Origin of the sequence: Chryseosolibacter indicum (assembly GCF_018598585.1) — a bacterium.
Taxonomy (GTDB): domain Bacteria; phylum Bacteroidota; class Bacteroidia; order Cytophagales; family Cyclobacteriaceae; genus Chryseosolibacter; species Chryseosolibacter indicus.
The window spans coordinates 1-20,217 of sequence record NZ_JAHESD010000046.1; the positions used below are offsets into that span (position 1 = coordinate 1).

General features: G+C 38.6%; 20 protein-coding genes. 10 read left to right on the forward strand and 10 right to left on the reverse strand.

Features of this window, described 5'->3' with window-relative positions; genetic code table 11:
- The first annotated feature begins 411 nt into the window (after positions 1 to 411).
- Positions 412 to 813 (forward strand): inner membrane protein YiaA, encoded by a 402-nt coding sequence (yiaA, locus tag KK060_RS17320; protein ID WP_254155033.1) that lies wholly within the window; start codon positions 412 to 414, stop codon positions 811 to 813.
- Positions 814 to 871: 58 nt separating this feature from the next.
- Here the strand turns inward: yiaA and KK060_RS17325 are convergent, their stop codons facing one another.
- Positions 872 to 1,525: a DUF2238 domain-containing protein gene (locus KK060_RS17325; RefSeq protein ID WP_254155034.1), complete on the reverse strand. Its 654-nt coding sequence runs from the start codon at positions 1,523 to 1,525 to the stop codon at positions 872 to 874.
- Between the two features lie 134 nt (positions 1,526 to 1,659).
- Between KK060_RS17325 and KK060_RS17330 the strand changes: the two genes are divergently transcribed.
- Both KK060_RS17330 and KK060_RS17335 read left to right on the forward strand, forming a co-directional pair.
- Positions 1,660 to 2,079 (forward strand): GNAT family N-acetyltransferase, encoded by a 420-nt coding sequence (locus KK060_RS17330; RefSeq protein WP_254155035.1) that lies wholly within the window; start codon positions 1,660 to 1,662, stop codon positions 2,077 to 2,079.
- Positions 2,080 to 2,127: 48 nt separating this feature from the next.
- Positions 2,128 to 2,652, forward strand: a complete 525-nt coding sequence (locus tag KK060_RS17335) for an O-acetyl-ADP-ribose deacetylase (protein WP_254155036.1) — start codon at positions 2,128 to 2,130, stop codon at positions 2,650 to 2,652.
- 2 nt (positions 2,653 to 2,654) lie between these two features.
- On the opposite strand, the gene KK060_RS17340 is transcribed toward KK060_RS17335, so the two are convergent.
- Positions 2,655 to 4,805: a WG repeat-containing protein gene (locus KK060_RS17340; protein WP_254155037.1), complete on the reverse strand. Its 2,151-nt coding sequence runs from the start codon at positions 4,803 to 4,805 to the stop codon at positions 2,655 to 2,657.
- A 131-nt stretch (positions 4,806 to 4,936) separates the two neighbouring features.
- Here KK060_RS17340 and KK060_RS17345 point away from each other — a divergent pair, with 131 nt between their 5' ends.
- Entirely contained in the window at positions 4,937 to 6,313 is a 1,377-nt protein-coding gene (locus KK060_RS17345; protein ID WP_254155038.1) for an MBL fold metallo-hydrolase, read from the forward strand.
- 56 nt (positions 6,314 to 6,369) lie between these two features.
- Here the strand turns inward: KK060_RS17345 and KK060_RS17350 are convergent, their stop codons facing one another.
- Positions 6,370 to 7,506: an ABC transporter substrate-binding protein gene (locus KK060_RS17350; protein ID WP_254155039.1), complete on the reverse strand. Its 1,137-nt coding sequence runs from the start codon at positions 7,504 to 7,506 to the stop codon at positions 6,370 to 6,372.
- Positions 7,507 to 7,531: 25 nt separating this feature from the next.
- On the reverse strand, positions 7,532 to 7,978 hold the full coding sequence (locus KK060_RS17355) for a GNAT family N-acetyltransferase (RefSeq protein WP_254155040.1): 447 nt from the start codon (positions 7,976 to 7,978) through the stop codon (positions 7,532 to 7,534).
- A gap of 360 nt (positions 7,979 to 8,338) precedes the next feature.
- Here KK060_RS17355 and KK060_RS17360 point away from each other — a divergent pair, with 360 nt between their 5' ends.
- Both KK060_RS17360 and KK060_RS17365 read left to right on the forward strand, forming a co-directional pair.
- Positions 8,339 to 8,467 carry a C1orf53 family protein gene (locus tag KK060_RS17360; RefSeq protein WP_254155071.1) on the forward strand — a complete coding sequence of 43 codons (129 nt, stop codon included), beginning with the start codon at positions 8,339 to 8,341 and terminating at the stop codon, positions 8,465 to 8,467.
- Positions 8,424 to 9,143, forward strand: a complete 720-nt coding sequence (locus KK060_RS17365) for a Dph6-related ATP pyrophosphatase (protein ID WP_254155041.1) — start codon at positions 8,424 to 8,426, stop codon at positions 9,141 to 9,143. The genes KK060_RS17360 and KK060_RS17365 overlap by 44 nt, the downstream gene beginning before the upstream one ends.
- Before the next feature lies 1 nt (position 9,144).
- Here the strand turns inward: KK060_RS17365 and meaB are convergent, their stop codons facing one another.
- Entirely contained in the window at positions 9,145 to 10,149 is a 1,005-nt protein-coding gene (meaB, locus tag KK060_RS17370) for a methylmalonyl Co-A mutase-associated GTPase MeaB (protein ID WP_302180112.1), read from the reverse strand.
- A 54-nt stretch (positions 10,150 to 10,203) separates the two neighbouring features.
- On the opposite strand from meaB, the gene KK060_RS17375 reads away from it, so the two are divergent.
- The 4 genes from KK060_RS17375 (at position 10,204) to sucD (ending at position 14,442) form a co-directional block, all read left to right on the forward strand.
- Positions 10,204 to 11,562 (forward strand): CHASE2 domain-containing protein, encoded by a 1,359-nt coding sequence (locus tag KK060_RS17375; protein ID WP_254155042.1) that lies wholly within the window; start codon positions 10,204 to 10,206, stop codon positions 11,560 to 11,562.
- Positions 11,563 to 11,589: 27 nt separating this feature from the next.
- Positions 11,590 to 12,480 (forward strand): hypothetical protein, encoded by an 891-nt coding sequence (locus tag KK060_RS17380; protein ID WP_254155043.1) that lies wholly within the window; start codon positions 11,590 to 11,592, stop codon positions 12,478 to 12,480.
- A 69-nt stretch (positions 12,481 to 12,549) separates the two neighbouring features.
- Positions 12,550 to 13,452, forward strand: a complete 903-nt coding sequence (locus tag KK060_RS17385) for a hypothetical protein (RefSeq protein ID WP_254155044.1) — start codon at positions 12,550 to 12,552, stop codon at positions 13,450 to 13,452.
- Positions 13,453 to 13,563: 111 nt separating this feature from the next.
- On the forward strand, positions 13,564 to 14,442 hold the full coding sequence (sucD, locus tag KK060_RS17390; protein ID WP_254155045.1) for a succinate--CoA ligase subunit alpha: 879 nt from the start codon (positions 13,564 to 13,566) through the stop codon (positions 14,440 to 14,442).
- Between the two features lie 11 nt (positions 14,443 to 14,453).
- Here the strand turns inward: sucD and KK060_RS25090 are convergent, their stop codons facing one another.
- From KK060_RS25090 to KK060_RS17410, 5 genes are all read right to left on the reverse strand, one after another.
- Positions 14,454 to 14,588, reverse strand: coding sequence for a hypothetical protein (locus tag KK060_RS25090; protein WP_302180113.1), 135 nt, complete (start codon positions 14,586 to 14,588; stop codon positions 14,454 to 14,456).
- 449 nt (positions 14,589 to 15,037) lie between these two features.
- A complete protein-coding gene (locus KK060_RS17395; protein WP_254155046.1) occupies positions 15,038 to 16,375 on the reverse strand; it encodes a PhoH family protein in 1,338 nt (445 codons plus the stop codon).
- 159 nt (positions 16,376 to 16,534) lie between these two features.
- On the reverse strand, positions 16,535 to 17,230 hold the full coding sequence (locus KK060_RS17400) for an AlbA family DNA-binding domain-containing protein (protein WP_254155047.1): 696 nt from the start codon (positions 17,228 to 17,230) through the stop codon (positions 16,535 to 16,537).
- Positions 17,231 to 17,236: 6 nt separating this feature from the next.
- Positions 17,237 to 18,757 (reverse strand): magnesium chelatase, encoded by a 1,521-nt coding sequence (locus KK060_RS17405; RefSeq protein WP_254155048.1) that lies wholly within the window; start codon positions 18,755 to 18,757, stop codon positions 17,237 to 17,239.
- 39 nt (positions 18,758 to 18,796) lie between these two features.
- Positions 18,797 to 19,894 carry a vWA domain-containing protein gene (locus KK060_RS17410; RefSeq protein ID WP_254155049.1) on the reverse strand — a complete coding sequence of 366 codons (1,098 nt, stop codon included), beginning with the start codon at positions 19,892 to 19,894 and terminating at the stop codon, positions 18,797 to 18,799.
- Positions 19,895 to 20,217: the final 323 nt, after the last annotated feature.

Genomic DNA, 20,217 nt, shown 5'->3' on the forward strand with positions numbered 1-20,217 from the left:
TCGTCTAACTCTCCTCCTAGTCTCCTCTAATACTTTCCCAAGACTTTCCCAGACTTTCAAATACTTTCTCAGACTTTTAAAGGTTTGCGGTTTTCCCCTTGATTTTGCTAAAGGGAGTATTCTATGGTATGCGAAATGAACCGCAAAAAATGGTAATCATGCTCCAAGTGTTGGTATCAAACAAACTCTTCCTGCTTTATGTAATGTAACTTATCCATATTCCATTTCGTTTAATCATCAGAACATTTCTGCATGTATAAATTATCAGGTGATTCAATTGTACTGTTCAGTAGTATAATTTACTTCTCAAATAATCTACATTAAAATTATTTCATTTAATGAAAGCACTATATACAGTATAGGCTAGATAAATTATTAATCAGGCAATTTATATTCATTTAAACACAATTTATGAATCAAAAACCGTCGGGTGCATTTATTGGAGCTTCGTGGGTAGCTCTGGGTACAGGTATGATAGGCTATCTTATTGGTCTATGGCGTTCTGATATGCAGCTTAATGAGAAAGGCTATTACTTTACTGTATTAATGTATGGGCTTTTTTCTGTAATATCTTTACAAAAGGCAGTAAGGGATAGACTCGAAAACATTATGGTAACGGATGTTTACTATGGCATCAGTTGGTTTTCTGTTATTCTAACTATTGTTTTGCTAACGGTGGGCTTATGGAACGCAACATTGCTGCCCAGTGAAAAAGGATTTTATGCCTTCGCATTTCTGCTGGCTATGTTTGCTGCGGTTGCAGTTCAAAAGAACATTCGCGATAGTCAGGCTGCGGAAAGAAATAATAACTAGAATGAAAAACGAAAAATCTCTGCACCTCTCTTATAGTGCAGAGATTTACATTTACTCGTTAAGCTTCGATACGTTCTATCTTAAAAGATTTTTTAATAACGGAAACAATAGTTGTTGCCAGTATTGCGCCTAAGGTTGCAAGAAACATATCTTTTTGAGCGTCCCATATATCGCCTTGGGTGCCTAAATAGGCATCGCCTTGTGCTTTAAAGAATACATCTGCTACTGCCCATTCAATGAGTTCGTATAGACCGCTTACCGATAGCGTTATCTCGATAGGTAATGCCCATGATACCCAGACCGGGAAGCGCAGCCAATTTAGAAAAACTTCACGCATAGGATAGGCAAGCAGAAATCCAAAACTGAAATGAACAATTCTATCATAGTGGTTACGCTCTAGATTGAAGGAGTCTTTTAACCAGTAGCCAAAGGGATTTTCTGCGTAAGTATATTTTGAACCATAGGCATGAAGACAGAGGTAGACACAGATTAGTAAATAGCTTAAATCACTGAATTGATAATGACGGTAGGTAACAGTTAAAAAAACGAGAAACAGAATAACCAGCATATTTTCCAGAATCCAGTTACTCATGTCACTTGTGCCAATAAGCGTGGATATCCAAATTGAAAAGAAGAGGATTAGAAAAATTTGTAGCCATCGGTTTCCGGCAAGACTCTTTCTGTTTACAGAAATAGCGTTTGTAAATTGCATAATATGGGGTTTAGAATAGTGAAGTTACTAGTTCTTATCTTAATTTACATCTGCATGTAAGTTTCGGGTCTTTAAATCCTTAGACAGCGTAATTTTCAGGCAATTGGACATGAATTAAAGACAACTACCGGACGATGCAAATACGTTTAGCAAATGAAGATGATGTTGAGGTGTTAACAGTTTTATTTAACAGCGATACCAATGTTTTTGGAGAAGATGATACTGGTTATGGCACAAAAGATCTGTTGGAGTATGTGTTCGATACTAAAAAGAAATTTTTTGTATGTGAATACGAGGGAAAGGTAGTGGGGGCTTTGTTGGCAGACTATCATCAGACATACTCTTATCTCGATACTTTGATTGTTGATAAGTTATATCAGAAAAAAGGTGTAGGATCTGCGCTATTTCAATATTTTGAAGAAGATCTCGAAAAATTAAATATACCACTAATAGAAGTGTTGACAGAAGTTGATAATAGTGTTATGCAGGAGATACTTAAAAAGCGAGGTTTCCGCGAGGGAAATACCTTTAAGTTTTTCTCTAAAGGCAGCTAATAAATAAAACACCTAATGTTTAGAATTTTATAACATTAGTTTTACGCCATGAAGGAAAGGATACAGGTTGTTAAAGGCGATATTACGAAGATAGAAACGGATGCTATTGTTAATGCAGCAAATACATCGTTAATGGGCGGCGGAGGTGTAGATGGTGCTATCCATAGGGCAGGTGGACCAGAGATACTCGAAGCCTGCAAAAAGATAGTGGCAAGGCAGGGCGGTTGTAAGACTGGCGATGCTGTGATTACCACAGCTGGAAAGTTAAAAGCAAAGTTTGTGATTCACACAGTTGGGCCTGTATGGAATGGGGGGAAGAACCAGGAAGAATTAAAACTTGCAGCGTGTTATGAAAATTCCTTGCGTTTGGCAGTTGAGAATGGATGCAGACGAATTGCATTCCCGAATATCAGCACCGGCATATATCGGTTCCCTAAAGAACAAGCTGCAAAAATTGCTGTAAAAACAGTAGCAACATTTCTAACTTCTCATCAAGTGATTGAAGAAGTTGTATTTGTTTGTTTTGATGATGAGAACGAGATGCTGCTAGGGAGGGAATTAGAAACATTGTGACGCTATTGAATCTGCGCTACCTGCCATTCGGATCTCTTTAAAGCCAGGAATTCGTCATGAAATTTGTCGTATAAAATGCCATCATAAATTAATGGAATTGTGCTTATACCTTTGGTAGATATTACGCCCCACTTATTGTCGTACTCAACAATGAGATAGTCGTTTGCCAAATCTTTTACAGACTGGTACTTTGTTGTTAAGATCACTCTACCATTGCTATCAACAGCGCCAAACAGTCCATTCTGTTTTATCAGGAACCTCTTGGTTGGAAGAACGTCGATGGCTTCATACCGCACTGGTAAAATTAGTTTCCCTGTCTTATCGATCAATCCGAACATATCTCCTTTTCGCACCACAGAAAAACCATTTTTAAAAGGGGAGACATCATCATAGAGTGGTTGAACAGCAATCCTGTCTTCTTTGTTAATGAAGCCCCAACGCCCAAGTAGCTTGATAGGAGCGAGACCTTCATTAAAAGGTCTTACATTATCATAGCGGTTAGCAATGCGTAGTCGGGAACGACTGTCGATAAAGCCGTACTTGCCATCTTTTTTTATGGCTCTGTATTCTTCACTTTCTGTAAATATTTCTTCTACACCTTCAGGCTGATAAAAACGGTCTGCAATTAATCCATTCAGGTTGATCTTATAAATTGCGCCGGTAGAGAGGTACTCAAGTAAATGGTCGGCTTTAGATACTACTTTATTTTCTGTGAAATAGATGAGCTCGCTTTTCATTGACTTCAGAAAAGTATTAGGGGTAGATCTTTCGAGATACCGTTCATTACTCACTAACTCAAGCTGATTGCGTTGAGGCGCAACAATCCAATTTTCATTTGTATTAATTATCCCGTATTGTCCTTTGAACTTAACAATTATGTAATTGTCCAGGTATTGTTTGATTGAATCATGAACACATGCAATAATTTCTTTTCCTTGTTTGTTTAAGCCTCCCCAGTAATCCTTTCTTTTAACGGGATAAAAGGCACCGTTATAAGGAGCAATGAAATCATATTTTCTTTCAGTAAGGGATTTGCCAAGGGTATCGAGTAAACACCATTCAGTAGTATTGCTCCTTACAAAGCTTGCTCTGATTCTATCATCATCAAAAATGAAGTTGTTGTATTTTGCTTCAATAACTATCGTACCATCGCTTTTTAACAGCCCCATGTTATCATGCAGCTTGTAGATTGCCTTGCCCTTATTAAAAGGGCCAACAGAGGAGACCAGATGATTTGTTAAAGGCTTAAAATCTTTATCTGCTAATTGTACCTTACCTATTGTCTTGATCTTATAGAGATTTTGCAAGGCTGGCTCAATGGAATCTGCACGGAATTCTCTAATGAGCTTGTTATCTCCTTTAAGAAAGAGCCAACCATCTGCCTGGCGTACTTTTACTGTACCATTATCTTCTATTACGACTTCGCGATAAGCTGGTTCTAATTTAATTTGCCCATCTCTGTTGATCAGGCCTTGTTTGTGGTTTTGATAGATGACAGCATAATTCTTTTTAAAGGATGATATGCTGTCTATTGTAAAAGTTGTGAGTTGTTTGCCATCATCAGAGAAAATGGCTGTTTTGTTGTCAAAAGCAACTACACCAAAACGCAGACTACCCAGGGGGTAAATTGCCTGGTAGTTTAGCGGTATCAGAACTTTGTTATTGAAGTCAATCAGCCCATGCTTGAATTGAAGTCCGTTTCTGTCATAGACAATAGCTCGTAATGCTGTAACACTTAATCCATCATAAAGAAAGGGCACTATTACCTTGCCTGTAGGTGTAAGGCATCCTGTTTTGATGGTAACGGAATTGGGAAGCTTTTTTCTGGCCACGATAATATTGCCACTTCCAGGAGACAAGTCTACGAATTCGTTTTTAGTAACGCGGTTATTGTTTAGGGAGATCAACCCCCAATATCCATTAAGTTGATAGCCTATAACATTTTCGACAACAGAAAATTCTCCATTGCTCCAGCCCAAAGCATCGTATTTGGCGGGAATTAAAATATCGCCTTTTTGGTTTTTTAAACCAACCTTACCATTCTCTTGGTAGCGGTTAAAATCTGCATTAAGAGAAGGGCCAAAAGGTTTTGCTGGCGAGGCCTGACAGATAAGAAGTAAGAAAGTTATGAAAGCTAAAAAAAAACGGCTCATTATTACTAATAGGAATACAAAGTTACCAGCCTTAATGATAACACAGGAATTTTTACCAAATTTGTCTGACCAAGTTACGCTTAAACAAAGTGGAATTTACCATACTTAACCTGAAATAAATTACAGATACAATGTACATTGAACAATTGTATACGAATTGTCTTGCAGAAGCTGCTTATTATATAGAATCGGAAGGCGAAGCAGCCATTATAGATCCTCTTCGTGAGACCGAACCTTATTTAGAACTGGCAGCAAGACGAAAAGCGACGATTAAGTACGTTTTCGAGACACATTTTCATGCTGACTTCGTGTCTGGCCACCTTGATCTTTCGAGAAAAACAAATGCACCGATTATTTACGGTCCAAACGCAGAAACGCAGTATAAGGTCTATAATGCGGAAGATGGGGAGGTATTTACGTTGGGCAAGGTTAAAATAAAAGTATTACATACGCCTGGTCATACGCCTGAATCCACTTGTTATTTATTAATTGATGAAACAGGAAAAGAGCATGCGCTGTTTAGCGGAGATACTTTGTTTGTTGGTGATGTAGGAAGGCCAGACCTTTTGGATGGCGTGATGAGCAGGGAAGAGCTAGCCAGCATGATGTATGATTCTCTGAAAAAAATAAAGACTTTGCCGGATGATGTGATTGTTTATCCCGCGCATGGCCCTGGCTCTGCCTGCGGAAAGAACATTGGCAAAGAAACGCAATCGACAATAGGCATACAGAAAAAACTGAATTATGCTTTGAAGGAGATGGGTCGTAAAGAATTTATTGAAAAGGTAACTGAGGGTATTCTTCCGCCACCTCAATACTTCTTTGAAGATTCTAAAATTAATAAACTCGGATATAATCCGATAGAAGAAGTAATTAAGTCAAATCAGACTGCATTAAATGCAGAGGCTTTTAAAAAGGCAGTAATTGAAGGGGCACAGATACTTGATACCCGAGAGGCAAATGATTTTGAAAAAGCTTTCATACCAGGATCTATTAATATCGGGCTAAACGGACAGTTTGCTGTGTGGGTAGGTACCCTAATAGATATTAAGAGGCCACTGATATTGGTAACAGCACCTGGAAAGGAATATGAATCAGTGCTTCGACTTGCACGCGTGGGTTATGAAAATGTATTGGGATATTTGGAGGGTGGAGTTGACTCCTGGCCAGATAAAATTGATACGGTAACTTCAGTTACAGCAGAGAAGTTAAAAAGTGAACTTCACGAAGATATTGAAGTGTTGGATGTAAGAAAGCCTGGTGAATGGAATGCCGGCCATATGAAAGATGCTAAGTTTCTTCCCCTTTCAGATTTTCCTCATAATCTTAAAACACTCAATAAACAGAAGACGTACATTGTTCATTGTGGTGGTGGTTATAGATCGATGACTGCTATTTCCATTATGAAAAATCATGGTTTCAATAGCCTTGTCAATGTGTATGGCGGTTATGGTGCCATGCAAAAAGCAGGGATAGCGGTTGTAACCGAGGAAGTTGAAACACTTTAACAGTAACAAACGAGAGGGTTAACTTATTAAGTTAACCCCCTGTCTTTATGAGTTACCTATTGCAGCTTTTTATGAAAGTATAATTCATAGTCAGTTAGCAAGTTTGGATGAGCGATCTTGGTAAGATCCTTAATAATAATATCGGGTCTTAAATATCCCAGTTCCATAAATTCACTTCCTCCTTTTGCTCCTTTTCGGGCATCGTAGGTATAAACCTTTTTATTCTGAAAGGCTTTAAATTTTGAATACCGGTGGTCGGCATTTTCAATCTCTTTCAGGTTGGCATAATTGCCAACACCAATCCATAGGTCAGCCTGGTGCGCTTTCTCATACACGGCTTCAAAACTTATTTGTAAAAACCCGTTGGACTGATCGTTACCCCACAGGTAGTCACACGCCGCATCTTTTAAAATTCTCGACGCATAGTTCTCTCCGCCCGGAAGGAACCATGCATCTCCGTAAACAATTCCGCTTAGTACAGAAGGCTTATGTTTTATTGTATCGGTCATTGACTTCACTTGCAGATAATTTTTTTCAATAACCTGAAATACAGAATCAGCTTGCTTTTCCTTATTGAAGAACAATGCCATGAATTTTATCCATTCGGCTCTTCCCAGAGGGTGTTTCTCAAGATATTCAGCGTTGATCACTACAGGGATACCGAGCTCTTCCATTTTTTTAAACTGACCGTAGTCGCTACTCATGGTGTATCCCATTACGAGGTCTGGCTTTAACGAAACAAGCATTTCCATGTTCAACCCCTTGTCCATGCCAAGGTCAGTAACTTTACCTGCATCAATTCTTTTTCTCATCTTTATAGAACTTATAAAGTCTGTTGTAGGAAAACCAACTAGCTTATCACTTTCGTCAAGATAATCCAGCAAGGGAATGTGTGTAGTTGAAGTACATACAATGCTGCTAACAGGTGTATATATTATTCTTGTCTGAGCATCGTGTTCAGGAACTTCTTCTCCTGCAGGTACAAGTAGGTACTTATAACCTGAGGTTGCTCCCTGAAACGGATAAGTGACTTCGGCCAGTGTAGCATTTTTTAATGCAGTTACCTTAAACCCACTAGCATATTTTATTTTTATTTTTTCAGGTTGCGAAAATTGTGGTGAGGCGTTTTCTTTTTTGTTCTTACATCCTAGCAGGAAGGCGCTGAGTAAGAATATAAGCTGTATTCTTTTCATTTGTGGGATTGTTCAAAATGGTCTCTTACTGTTTCGTCATTGTAATATGCTCTATTCCATCCTCAAGATAAACAGGGCCGCTTTGTTGAAAGCCCACCTGCTCATAGAACTTTTTCGCATATAATTGTGCCCCTATTTTTATTGGCCCCTTACCGAAATACTGATAACAAAGATCAATTGACTCTTCCATTAACTGTTTGCCTGCACCTGTGCCTCTTACGCGCTTACTGGTAATCACTCTGCCTATAGACATTTCAGGATAGGACAATCCCGCAGGAAGCAATCGGGAATAGGCTTCCAGCGAACCATCTTTATAAAACATGAGATGATAGCACTCCTGGTCTTTATCATCCAGGTCTTGAAATATGCAATTTTGTTCTATAATGAATACTTCAATTCTTAACTTGATAATAGCGTATAGGTCGATAGGAGTGAGATCGTGAAAAGGTTTACAAATCTTTTTAAAATCCATGGTGGCGGTGATAGACGAAGGGGCAAGTTACTACATTGATGATTTGATTGCTTAAACACCATCTGTAAAATATTTGACTGATGTCTCTGCGGCTTAAATATAAACCGATAGGATAGTCATAAGGGAGTATTATACCCTATTGAAGCCATTCACAAATGAACTTGAGGTAAGATTGTTTATGATATTACAGAATAATAAGTTTGCTTGCGTACGGGTATTAATTGTTATAAAGTTACCTTGAGGCAAGGTTGTACCACCGGTTGTACCCGGTGGGGCAACTAGTGTAACAGTTATATTGTTAAAGTAATTTTAAAGATGAAAGACGAAAAGTCGAAAGGTGAAAAGAATGAAGACTTCTACATGGAGAATGGATTCGTTGTTTTTACGTCGGCCTATCATCTTAAACGTGGTTATTGTTGTAAGAGTGGATGTAGACATTGCCCTTATGGATTCAAGAAGGAAAATAACAATAAGTTGGAGCGGAGGTAAGGATTCTGCTTTTGCATTATATAGAATTATGTTGTCAGGTGAGTATGATGTGGTTCACCTGCATACTGTTTTTAATTCAGATACCAGGCGTGTAGGGTTACACGGTGTACCTGAATCATTGATAGAGCGGCAGGCCGAGGCACTTGGAATACCATTGGTGAAATTATACCTGCCAGCTGCGGATAATCATAAAGCTTATGAAACTTTAATGACGAATTTTTATAAGCAGTGTGTGCATAGCGGTATTACTCACATTATGTTTGGTGATATTTTTCTTGAGGATCTTAAAGCTTACAGGGAGAAGCTGTTAAAGAATTCGGGCTTAAAGCCAGTTTACCCCATCTGGGGTCTTGATTCTTATGTTCTGCTGGAAGATTTTATTAATACAGGTTTTAAAACAGTAATATGTGCTGCCAAACAAGATCTGTTTTCAAAAGAGATGGTGGGGAAGACAATCAATGAAGAATTTCCTAAGGCTTTAAAACAAGGTGTAGATCCTTGTGGTGAAAATGGAGAGTTCCATTCTTTTGTATATAGTGGCCCTATTTTTAAACACCCTATTCCCTTTAACTACGGTGAAGTTATTGAACAGAAGTACTCCTTCAACTCAAAAGCGAGTGATGGAAGTGTAATAGAAAATCAGACGGCGTTCTGGTTTCAGGAATTGTTGGACTAAATCATTTCAAGCTTTTAATTGCCTCATGATAAGCGTTTAGTAATTTGATGGCTGCCGTGGCAGGGGACAGTTTGAGCCGGGCGACTTGTTCCTTTAAAGAGGTGTTGAGCTTTTGTATTGTTTCAAATTTTTTGAAATCATTTGATAAAAGAAACTGAAATTGATCGGCCATCCATGCGATGTTTTGTTGCTCCCTGTTTGTACTGAAATATCCGGAAGTTTTTGTCTTCTCCGTGTAATTAAGAATTGTTTGCCATACGCTATCAATTCCCTGATTTGTTAAAGCCGAACATTTTAAGACTTTGGTAGACCAATCAGAAGATTTCTGCATACCAAAATGCAAAGCCTGCTGATATTCAGCCATGGCTTCTGAAGCTTTTCTTTCGTTATCTCCGTCAGCTTTGGTGATCACAAGTGCGTCTGCCATTTCTACAATGCCCTTTTTAATGCCTTGCAGTTCGTCACCAGCACCTGCCAGCATTAACAACAGGAAGAAGTCTACCATATTTTTAACACTTGTTTCAGATTGACCTACGCCAACAGTTTCTACAATTATTATGTCAAAGCCCGCAGCTTCACAAAGAAGAATAGATTCTCTTGTGTTGTTAGCAACGCCTCCAAGTTTTTCTCCGGATGAGGATGGGCGGATAAATGCATTCCTGTCTCTTACTAACTCTTCCATACGGGTCTTGTCACCGAGAATGCTACCCCTTGTAACCTGGCTGCTCGGGTCAATAGTGAGAATCGCAACTCTTTTACCTTGAGCAATAACATGTTTGCCAAAAGCTTCAATAAAAGTGCTCTTACCAACACCTGGCACCCCAGTAATTCCTATTCTTACGGAGTTACCTGTGTAAGGGAGCAAGTAATTAATAAGGTCAGAAGCGATTTGTTGATCAGAGGGCAAGGAGCTTTCAACCAGCGTTATAGCCTTTGCAAGCATAACCCTGTCTCTTTTTAGAATGCCTTCCCTATATTTTTCAGCATTGAATCGTTGATTAATCAATCGGCCATTATTTATCGGACTTAAATTTCTAAATTTACTCCTAACCTTGCTAGTATGAAAAAATTAATATTCAAAGGAGTAGCTGTTACTGCCTTTGTTTTCCTCTCCATGTGGGGCTTTAAGGGTATTACCGAAATTAATTTATTCAGTGCCTTTGACCCCATCTCACAAGCGCTCTCTGAATTTGAACTAACAGATTATGTTTTTTCAAAATTAAGGCCTGATCCGATGCCTGATTCCCGGATTGTTTTAGTCAATATTGGTCCTACCCGTCGGGAGATAGCACAGCAAGTTCAGATCATTAGCCAGTACAAGCCAAAAGTTATCGGTATAGATGGCTTTTTTAATTGTGAAGGAGGATACTATGACACCATTAGCTGTCCGCAGCTTCTGGATACGTTGGGCAACTTAATGCTGAGTAATGCCATACAGCAAGCTGGCAACGTTGTGCTTGTTTCAAGACTTCTTCAGACAGACTCTTTGTTTAAAACACATCCTGGTCATGTCTTTGACTCTATGGAATACTCAGATCCAATCTTTAAAGACTATGCTTACAATGCTTATGCAAATTTGCCTACCGGCGACAAAGATGGAAATGGTGCGGCTACCTACCAGGAGGATGTAAAGATATGCAAGTCGATTGTTCCAAGAATTGATGTTAATGGGAGGGAGGAACTGGCGTTCGCTGTTAAGATGGCTCAACTGTATGATTCTGTTAAGACCCAGAAATTTCTCGCAAGAAATAACTATGAGGAGGTCATCAACTTCAGGGGTAATATCAATATCAGTGATGTACGTGTAAAACACTTACGCGAAAACATGACATCCGTTTCTGATTACAATGCACTTTGTTATGCTATCGATTGGATACCTTTTTCACGAGGTGAGTACGATCCATCAATGTTTGAAAATAACGTAGTGATTATTGGGTATTTGGGAGATTACTTTGGTGATTCTGCCTGGGAGGATAAATTTTTCACGCCGCTAAATACAAAAGTTGCAGGAAGAGCAAACCCAGATATGTTTGGCCCTGTAATCCATGCCAATGTAGTAGCCATGATTCTTAATGAAGATTATGTCAATGAAATTCCGGAATGGTTGCAGATAGCGATAGCGCTTGTAATATGTTTTCTTAACGTACTTCTTTTTTATTGGATGGAGAAGACTTTTCCTTTATTGTATGACGGGTTATCTGTAATCGTTCAGTTGATAGAAATTATCATTGTATCGGCTCTGGTGGTGTATTTCTTTGCGACGTTTAACTATAAACTTGAGTTATCGCTAACTATTGGTGCACTTGCTTTAATTGGCCCCTGTTTTGATATTTACAAGGGTGTTGAAAATACTTTGATTGAATCGCTTACAAGGAGGGCACGAAAAGTATTAACAACCCAAACCGTGGAAAATACGTAATGTAGCACTTACTGACTAACTATACCAATGAGAACTTACACGTTTACCCTCCTTTCTGCGTTTTTAACATTTTGCTCCTCAGTTTTTGCACAAGATTACGCTTTCAAAGTACTTGCAAACAAAGGTACTAATGAAATGAAAACCGGTGATGTGTGGCAACCTATAAAGACTGGTGTTAGCCTTAAATCTTCTGATGAAGTTAAATTAGGTGACAATGCCTACGTGGGTCTGGTTCATGCTACAGGAAAACCACTCGAATTGAAACAGGCTGGCAGTTACAAAGTATCAGAACTTTCAGCAAAGGTTGGTAATGGAGCCAGTGTTATTAATAAGTATACAGATTTTATTTTGAGTAGTAACTCAGCAGAGGCAAAGAAGAACAGGTTGAGCGCTACCGGGGCTGTTCACAGAGATGTTGAAATTTCTGCTATTAAATTGTCCCTGCCAGAGGTTCAAAGTTCTGGAGTGTTTAATAACGTTGCTATTATCAATTGGGAAGGGAAAGTTCCTGGTCCTTATCTTGTAACACTTAGCAACATGTTTGATGAAGAAATAGCAAAGTATGAGACTCAGGAAACATCTTTGACAGTTAATTTGAAAGATGCGAAACTTGCTTCCGAGAATGCTCTTTTTGTTGAAGTAAGCTCTAAAGCTGATTCTAAACAAACTTCAAAGAGACATCTTATTAAAAAATTAACTCCACTTGAAGTTCAGAATATCAATGCATCCCTTAATGAAATTTCAGCTGACGTTTCAGAACAAACTGCTTTAAACAAGTACATACTTGCAGGTTTTTACGAAGAACACAATCTCTATATTGATGCAATTACTGCTTACGAGGAGGCTATTAAACTAGCTCCTGATGTTCCTTCGTATAAAGAAGCATACCAGGCTTTTCTTGAAAGGCACGGCTTATAATAACTACCTCGAGTTACAATCGTCTTACTATTTATATTATCCTTTCAGTAATCCTTATCTTCATTTTCAATGAAAAAGTATGTCGTTTTAGTTACGTTTTTTACTTTAACAATTTTCACCCTTTGTGCGCAGGACTATACTTTTAAAGTGTTGGTAAATAAGGGCAAGAATGAAGTAAAAGCAGGAAGCGCATGGCAGCCTCTGAAAACAGGATCTATCTTGAAATTGAAAGATGAAGTTAAACTGGCTGATAACGCATATTTGGGATTGATCCATTCATCAGGAAAACCGCTTGAACTAAAGCAAGCAGGAAACTATAAGGTCAGCGATCTTTCAGCTAAAGTTGGGTCAGGGACTTCAGTTGTAAATAAGTACACCGAATTTATCCTGAGCTCGAATACTCAAAAGAATAACAGGCTTTCTGCAACAGGAGCGGTGCACCGCGGCAGTAATACAACAAGAGTTTACTTACCAAAATCCGAAGCTGCGACGGTATACGGAGATAGGGTAATTGTAGATTGGGAAAGCATCGCTAATGCGAAGTCATATGTAATAATTATAAAGAGCTTGTTTGGAGACGAATTGCTGAAGACAGAATCAATAGTGGATGAACTCATCCTGGATCTGAGTGACAGCAAATTCAAAAAAGAAGTTAATATACTGGTTGAAGTTTTTCCTAAAGATAAGCCGGAGATGAGGCCTGAGCCTGCCTACATGATTAAGAGGCTTCCTGCCGCTGAAAAACAGAGGATAACTCTTTTAATGAAGGATATTGCTATTCTTACAACAGAAACAAGCGCCCTGAACCAACTGATTTTAGCCGGATTTTTTGAGCAAAACAAGTTATTTATTGACGCTGCAAATGCATATCACAAAGCCATTGAGCTTGCGCCTGATGTTCAGCAATACAAGGATGACTATAATAACTTCCTGATACGCAATGGTATGAAAGACGAAAAGAAGGACAAATAACTTGCAAACCTTTTAAAACTACGTACGATCAGGCTTTTTCTTTATTTTAATGGGTTTGGCTAAAAGCATTATTGTTCTATTTTTGTGCATCATAAAAATGCACAGACTTCCATGAGTGTTTTAGTCAATAAGAATTCCAGAGTAATTGTACAGGGTTTTACAGGTTCTGAAGGCTCTTTCCATGCCGGACAAATGATTGAATACGGAACTAATGTTGTTGGTGGTGTTACACCAGGCAAAGGAGGAACAGAACATTTAGGTAGACCTGTTTTCAATACTGTTAAAGAAGCTGTTGACAAAACCGGAGCAGATGTCTCCATCATTTTTGTTCCCCCGGCTTTTGCTGCAGATGCAATTATGGAAGCTGCTGAAGCAGGAATCAAAGTAGTTATTGCTATCACAGAAGGTATCCCTGTAAAGGATATGATGACAGCGAAGAAATACATCCAACAGAAGAATGTTACTTTAATAGGTCCTAACTGTCCTGGTGTTATAACTCCCGGAGAGGCAAAGGTTGGAATTATGCCAGGCTTTGTTTTTAAACAAGGAAGAATTGGTATTGTTTCTAAATCAGGTACGTTGACTTATGAAGCTGCTGACCAAATCGTAAAAGCAGGATTAGGAATATCAACTGCTATTGGTATTGGAGGAGATCCTATCATCGGTACCCCTACCAAAGATGCTGTTGAGTTATTGATGAATGACCCTGACACTGATGCTATTGTTATGATCGGTGAAATTGGTGGTAATTATGAGCCAGTTGCAGCGAGATGGATTAAAGAAACAGGTAACAAAAAGCCTGTTGTTGGTTTCATTGCAGGACAAACAGCACCTCCAGGTAGAAGAATGGGACACGCAGGTGCCATTATTGGTGGAGCAGATGATACTGCTGAAGCTAAAATGAAGATCATGAAAGAATGTGGGCTTCATGTGGTTGCATCTCCTGCTGAGATCGGAGAAACAATGTTGAAAGTGCTTTCTAAGAAGTAACCTTTTAGTTTCTAAAAGGTTGCTTTAAACTCCTTTTCCAGATATTCGTTAAGATTTTTTAATCCTTTGACGAGAGTCAGCTTCTCAGCTTCCTCATCAGGATTATCATTCTTATAATGTACTTCTGCAAAGTATTCGCGGTACATATATATGTAAATTACTCTATTATCTTTTTTTCGCGCGCCAATTGAAACTCCTTTTGTTTTTAAGCAATCAACTTGCTTTTGCAGTGGCCATTGAGTGAAAAATAAGTTGAAAAACATGGAATTACCCTTCTATTGGCAAAGGATATACTATTTTGAGGCCACGATTTAAAACTGTGCTTTTAACCTGGATTGGCTATATTCTTTAGGCATCAATTCTTTTATTGGGACGTTTTGGGTTCAAAATGATATTATATCTTACATATAATGGATTAGTGTCTTGTAATCTGAAACCCATCGGATCGCTCAGATTGCATTTAATTTATCGTTATCAAGGCTATCATATTTATTCAGGGTAGGAAGTTTGCTGTTGGAGTAACAACAAACTTTAAATAACAAAAACGAGGAGGCCTATGTCATTACCCTTAGAACATAAATGCATGTTGCTTTTACTACAAGAGTGTATTTGCCAAGTTTGCCAATTCGGAACGTTCTCCTTTTTCTAATGTGATGTGTGCGTATAATTCATGGTCTTTTAGCCTGTCTATCAAGGTAGAGAGACCATTACTTTGTGAATCGAGGTACGGAGTATCAATTTGATAAATATCACCTGTAAAAATAATTTTAGTATTCTCTCCTGCTCTCGTAATAATTGTCTTAACCTCATGTGGTGTTAAGTTCTGAGCTTCATCAACTATAAAGCAAATGTTGGATAAGCTTCGTCCCCGTATATAAGCCAACGGAGTAATAACAAGCTTCTCCTGATTTACCATCTCTGTTATTTTCGAGTATTCCTTATCGGTTTCGCTGTATTGATTCTGAATAAATTTCAGGTTATCCCAAAGTGGCTCCATGTAGGGATTAACTTTTGACTTAATATCACCAGGCAGATATCCGATGTCTTTGTTACTCAAGGGAACAATTGGCCTTGCCAGATAAATTTGTTTGTACTCCCGTTTTTGTTCTAAGGCTGCGGCCAAGGCTAGTAGTGTTTTACCTGTTCCCGCCACACCTTGTATTGAAACCAGTTTTATTTCTGGTTTTAATGCAGCATGGATAGCAAAAGTCTGCTCCGCATTTCTTGGCTTCACACCGTAAACGGAACGTTTCTCAACATGCTCAAGCATGTTGTTCTGCGGATTGTAAAAAGCCAATGCTGATTTCTTACCGCTTTTTAATATGTAATAGTGATTTTTAGAAGGGGTCAATTTCCCGAGGATGTCTGCAGGAGGGCAGTATCCTTTTTCATAAAGTAAGTTAATAATATCTGATTCTGCATTCTCAATAATGGTTTTGCCAGAATATAATGATGAGATATTTTGAACCTTACCAGTGGTATAGTCTTCTGCCTGAAGTCCAAGGGCCTTCGCCTTCAACCGCAGGTTTACATCTTTTGAAACGAGAATTACCCGCTTACTCTTTTCTTCTTTTTGAAGTTGAAGTGCGGCATTAAGAATCCGGTGATCTGCTTTTACTTCATTAAAAACTTTATTAGCATCAACACTGCTGTGTGTGTCCATAAGCACTTTAAACACACCTTTGCCCTTGCCGTTGATTGGATTCCACTCGTGCAGCATTCTATCTTTGGCAAGTTTGTCGAGCAATCTTATAAATTCCCGTGCTTCAAAATTCTTAGTGTCATTGCCTTTCTTAAAGTTGTCCAGTTCTTCAAGAACTGTTATTGGAATGCCGACATCGTGCTCATCAAAATTCAGTATGGAGTTGTGTTCATAAATAATAACAGAGGTATCGAGTACAAATATCTTTTTCTCCTTCTTTGTTTTAGACATACTTCACAACGGGTTTACTAAAAATAGCGAAACCGATGATAAGCTCCAGATAATAGAAGGTATTTTTTTGTGATGTAAATATTAATTGATGATAAACTTGTATTAAAGAAAAAAATAGTGAAACTTAATCTCCCTTTCCGAAAGCATTAGGCTTCTAAGTTATCGTGAGGTTCTCGTATTGGTGTTAAATGCCAGCGAATACAAGTCACCTCGCTCGTGTGGTGTTATCTTGAGTACATCAGCCAGTACAAGCAGAACTAATTTTTTAGATGCATAGAAACGTTTTAAGCCTCTGAGCTCAATGAACTTCTTCAAGGTAATAAAGGGGTTCTCTTCAAGGTATTGCATCAAAAATTGTTCATGTTCTCCATAATGAAAGCGAACATCTTTTTTATGTTGTGCTCGTTTTACAATCTCTCTTACTTCACGGCTTGCCTTGATGCTTTGATCGTTAGAGCGGACGAAAGATTCCTTTGCTTCGCCATTTAAGAGATAGTGCGGTTTATTAGTGCTTTCAAATATTTCATATTGAATAATAGTCCTTGAATTTCCAATAGGAATGAATGTCTCTTTGAAAGATAAAGATGGTCTGCATTTCTTTAGCGCTTCACGAATAACATATGACTCACCTTCAGGATATTTAAGTCCTGCAAGACTTCCATCATCACCAACGCCAACAAGGAGGATCCCCCCTTTGGTATTGGCAAAGGCTATCATCTCCCTTACAATTTTTTCAGGATATGCAGCCTTACGTTTAAACTCAAGTGAAGAACCTTCTCCCTGCAGAACCAACCTCTTCAAATCCTGAACTTGCCGGGCGTTAAATGTGTAGGCCTCCTGCGGCTTGTTCATCATCTCTCTTTATGGTTTATATTTTCCGCCCCTGCCAAAGTTCTGATCTTCGTCCTCATCATCGTCTTCCTCAGGACGTGGAAGCGTAAACATGCTGCTTAGAAGGTCCTTAAATTGTAGTCCGGCACTCAAGTTATGTTTGCTGATCAAACTATATTCAGCTAAACCGTGAAGTGCGAACTCCATGAGGAATAGTTTAGTAGGTTGGTCCTGACCTTTATGCAAGTCATTGATCAATTCGGTCAACCCTGGTACCTTCTTAAGTTTGCTCTCGAACTCGGACTGTGGCATATCGTGTAGCAAGTCTATTGTGTTTCCATCACCGAACCATTCTGTAATTTTTTTATAAGGGCTCTTATCTTTTTGCTTTCTGAATTTATCGGGATCGGGGAAGTAATTTAAGAACTGTGTACGTACAGCCTTCCCTACTAGATTCTGAGCGACAATGTTTGGTCCTTCCTGCTCACCTTCGTATACCAATTCTACTTTTCCTGTAATAGCTGGAATAACACCAATAAAATCAGACACGCGAATAGCTGGATTTTTTTCGTTGTTGATTATGCTTCTCCGTTCTGCTGCAGCTACCAGGTTCTCGAATGCCGAAATAGTAAGACGCGCGGACACGCCGCTCTTTGCATCAACATATTCGCTCTTTCTTGCTTCAAATGCTACCTGTTCAACAAGGTCTTTCGCAATTTCTGTTACTGCAATTGAACGTTGAGCAGGTTTAAGACGAGCTTCTTGTTGTGTAATGCGTTTTCCGATATCAAGTGTTTTCGGATAATGCGTTATTATCTGGCTATCAATTCTATCTTTTAAGGGAGTGACAATGCTTCCGCGATTAGTATAGTCTTCTGGGTTTGCAGTAAACACAAACTGTAAGTCTAACGGAAGTCTGATCTTAAATCCCCTGATCTGAATGTCACCTTCCTGTAAAATGTTAAACAATGCTACCTGAATACGCGCTTGTAGATCTGGTAATTCATTGATAACAAAGATGCAGCGGTTTGATCTTGGGATTAATCCGAAATGAATTACACGTTCATCTGAATATGGGAGTTTTAATGTTGCAGCTTTAATAGGATCGACATCACCTATTAAATCAGCTATTGATACATCAGGCGTTGCAAGCTTCTCAGTATAACGTTCTGATTTTGGTAGCCAAATTATAGGTGTATTGTCGCCAAGCTCAGCGATTTTGTCTATCGCATATCTTGAAAGCGGTTGAAGCGGATCATCATTCAGTTCCGATCCTTCTACAACAGGTATATAATCATCAAGAAGGTTTACCATTAATCTGGCAAGCCTTGTTTTAGCCTGACCTCGTAAACCCAAAAGGTTAATATCATGGCCGGCAAGTATTGCACGTTCCAGATCTGGTATTACAGTCTCTTCATATCCCCATATGCCTTCGAAGACATTCTCTTTCTTCTTTAAATTCCTGATAAGGTTTTCACGTAATTCTTCTTTTATAGAGCGCGGTTTATAACCGGACTTTTTAAGCTCTCCTAATGTTTTAATATTATTCATTCTGTTTGAATATTAGAAAGTGTTGGCCCTTCTAAAAGTTTAAAGATTTTTTCTTCTGTTACGTTTAAAGTCTTCAAATAATAAATTGCCCAATCCCTGAAGACTGCTATAGTAGGCATTGCCATTGTTGGCTTTTGTAAACTCGCGAACAAATGTTTTTAAGTACGGGTCAGTTGCAATCATGAATGTAGTCACTGGTATCTTCAATTTTCTCAACTGCCCTGCGAGGTTCAGGGTTTTGCCTAATATTTTTTCATCAAGGCCAAAGGCATTTTTATAATATTTAATCCCTTGCTTGATGCAAGTAGGCTTACCATCTGTGATCATAAAGATCTGTTTGTTGGAATTCTTTCTTCTTCTTAAAATATCCATTGCTAGTTCAAGTCCTGCGACAGTATTGGTATGATAAGGTCCAACCTGAAGATAGGGGAGATCTTTAATTTCGATTTGCCATGCATCATCCCCAAACACAATAATGTCAAGCGTATCCTTTGGATATTTTTTAGTAATGAGCTCTGCAAGCGCCATTGCTACTTTTTTCGCAGGTGTAATACGATCTTCACCATATAATATCATGGAGTGAGAGATGTCAATCATTAAAACTGTTGATGTCTGAGTTTTATACTCACTTTCCATCACTTCAAGATCGTCTTCCGTAAGCAGGAAGCTTTCTACGCCATGATTAATCTGTGCATTTCTTAAAGATTCAGTAACAGAGATTTGCTCAAGCGTATCGCCGAATTCGTAATCTCTTCTTTCGGTTGTCTGCTCATCACCTCGGCCGCTGTGTTGTGTGTTATGTTCACCTGACTTTGTTTTCTTCAGCTTTCCGAAGATCTCTTCAAGTGCTGATTGTCGCAGGCTTTGTTCACTTTTTGCATTTAGTTTAAACTCACCTTTTGGCCCTTCTTCGGTGATATATCCGTTTCGCTTGAGATCCTCAATAAAGTCGCCTATTCCGTAATCAGAATTGGTGAGCTTGTATTGTCGGTCTACTTCTGTAAGCCATTGTAAGGCTTCAGCCACATTTCCTGATGTAATTAAAATCAGTTGCATGAAAACTTTAAGCAGCTTTTCAAAGTCGCTCTTTCCATTTTCTGGCGGTGGCGTAAATTTGGAGAACCTGTAACCTAGCATTTTTTGTCCCTCAACTCAATAAACCATTAATTTCTCAAATCTGTTTCGGCTGTAAATCTAAATTTTGAAAAGTTTAAGGTACAATGTAAGGAAAACGATGTTTAACCGTTAAAATGACTGATAACGAAAGCTAAATTTGTTTTCCCACTTAAATAAGTTCATTATGAAAAAGTTGGTTTTTCTCATGATTATAGGATCTTCGATTCTCTCTTCATGCTCGTTCTATACCTGCCCTACATATGCCAAAAAAGAGCCGGTAAAGAACGAGGCTCAAAGAAAGATGTAATTAAACAACGAAGCCGCCTATTAAGAGGCGGCTTCGT

What these genes read in the sequence shown, in the direction of transcription:
- KK060_RS17335 (WP_254155036.1), top strand. Translation starts at nt 2,128, where the DNA reads ATGAAGGAAAGGATACAGGTTGTTAAAGGCGATATTACGAAGATAGAA.
- sucD (WP_254155045.1), top strand. Translation starts at nt 13,564, where the DNA reads ATGAGTGTTTTAGTCAATAAGAATTCCAGAGTAATTGTACAGGGTTTT.
- KK060_RS17395 (WP_254155046.1), bottom strand. Translation starts at nt 16,375, where the DNA reads ATGTCTAAAACAAAGAAGGAGAAAAAGATATTTGTACTCGATACCTCT.
- KK060_RS17355 (WP_254155040.1), bottom strand. Translation starts at nt 7,978, where the DNA reads ATGGATTTTAAAAAGATTTGTAAACCTTTTCACGATCTCACTCCTATC.
- yiaA (WP_254155033.1), top strand. Translation starts at nt 412, where the DNA reads ATGAATCAAAAACCGTCGGGTGCATTTATTGGAGCTTCGTGGGTAGCT.
- KK060_RS17325 (WP_254155034.1), bottom strand. Translation starts at nt 1,525, where the DNA reads ATGCAATTTACAAACGCTATTTCTGTAAACAGAAAGAGTCTTGCCGGA.
- KK060_RS17400 (WP_254155047.1), bottom strand. Translation starts at nt 17,230, where the DNA reads ATGATGAACAAGCCGCAGGAGGCCTACACATTTAACGCCCGGCAAGTT.
- KK060_RS17380 (WP_254155043.1), top strand. Translation starts at nt 11,590, where the DNA reads ATGAGAACTTACACGTTTACCCTCCTTTCTGCGTTTTTAACATTTTGC.
- KK060_RS17350 (WP_254155039.1), bottom strand. Translation starts at nt 7,506, where the DNA reads ATGAAAAGAATACAGCTTATATTCTTACTCAGCGCCTTCCTGCTAGGA.
- KK060_RS25090 (WP_302180113.1), bottom strand. Translation starts at nt 14,588, where the DNA reads ATGTACCGCGAATACTTTGCAGAAGTACATTATAAGAATGATAATCCT.
- KK060_RS17405 (WP_254155048.1), bottom strand. Translation starts at nt 18,757, where the DNA reads ATGAATAATATTAAAACATTAGGAGAGCTTAAAAAGTCCGGTTATAAA.
- KK060_RS17385 (WP_254155044.1), top strand. Translation starts at nt 12,550, where the DNA reads ATGAAAAAGTATGTCGTTTTAGTTACGTTTTTTACTTTAACAATTTTC.
- KK060_RS17330 (WP_254155035.1), top strand. Translation starts at nt 1,660, where the DNA reads ATGCAAATACGTTTAGCAAATGAAGATGATGTTGAGGTGTTAACAGTT.
- KK060_RS17410 (WP_254155049.1), bottom strand. Translation starts at nt 19,894, where the DNA reads ATGCTAGGTTACAGGTTCTCCAAATTTACGCCACCGCCAGAAAATGGA.
- KK060_RS17340 (WP_254155037.1), bottom strand. Translation starts at nt 4,805, where the DNA reads ATGAGCCGTTTTTTTTTAGCTTTCATAACTTTCTTACTTCTTATCTGT.
- KK060_RS17360 (WP_254155071.1), top strand. Translation starts at nt 8,339, where the DNA reads ATGGAGAATGGATTCGTTGTTTTTACGTCGGCCTATCATCTTAAACGT.
- KK060_RS17365 (WP_254155041.1), top strand. Translation starts at nt 8,424, where the DNA reads ATGGATTCAAGAAGGAAAATAACAATAAGTTGGAGCGGAGGTAAGGAT.
- KK060_RS17375 (WP_254155042.1), top strand. Translation starts at nt 10,204, where the DNA reads ATGAAAAAATTAATATTCAAAGGAGTAGCTGTTACTGCCTTTGTTTTC.
- KK060_RS17345 (WP_254155038.1), top strand. Translation starts at nt 4,937, where the DNA reads ATGTACATTGAACAATTGTATACGAATTGTCTTGCAGAAGCTGCTTAT.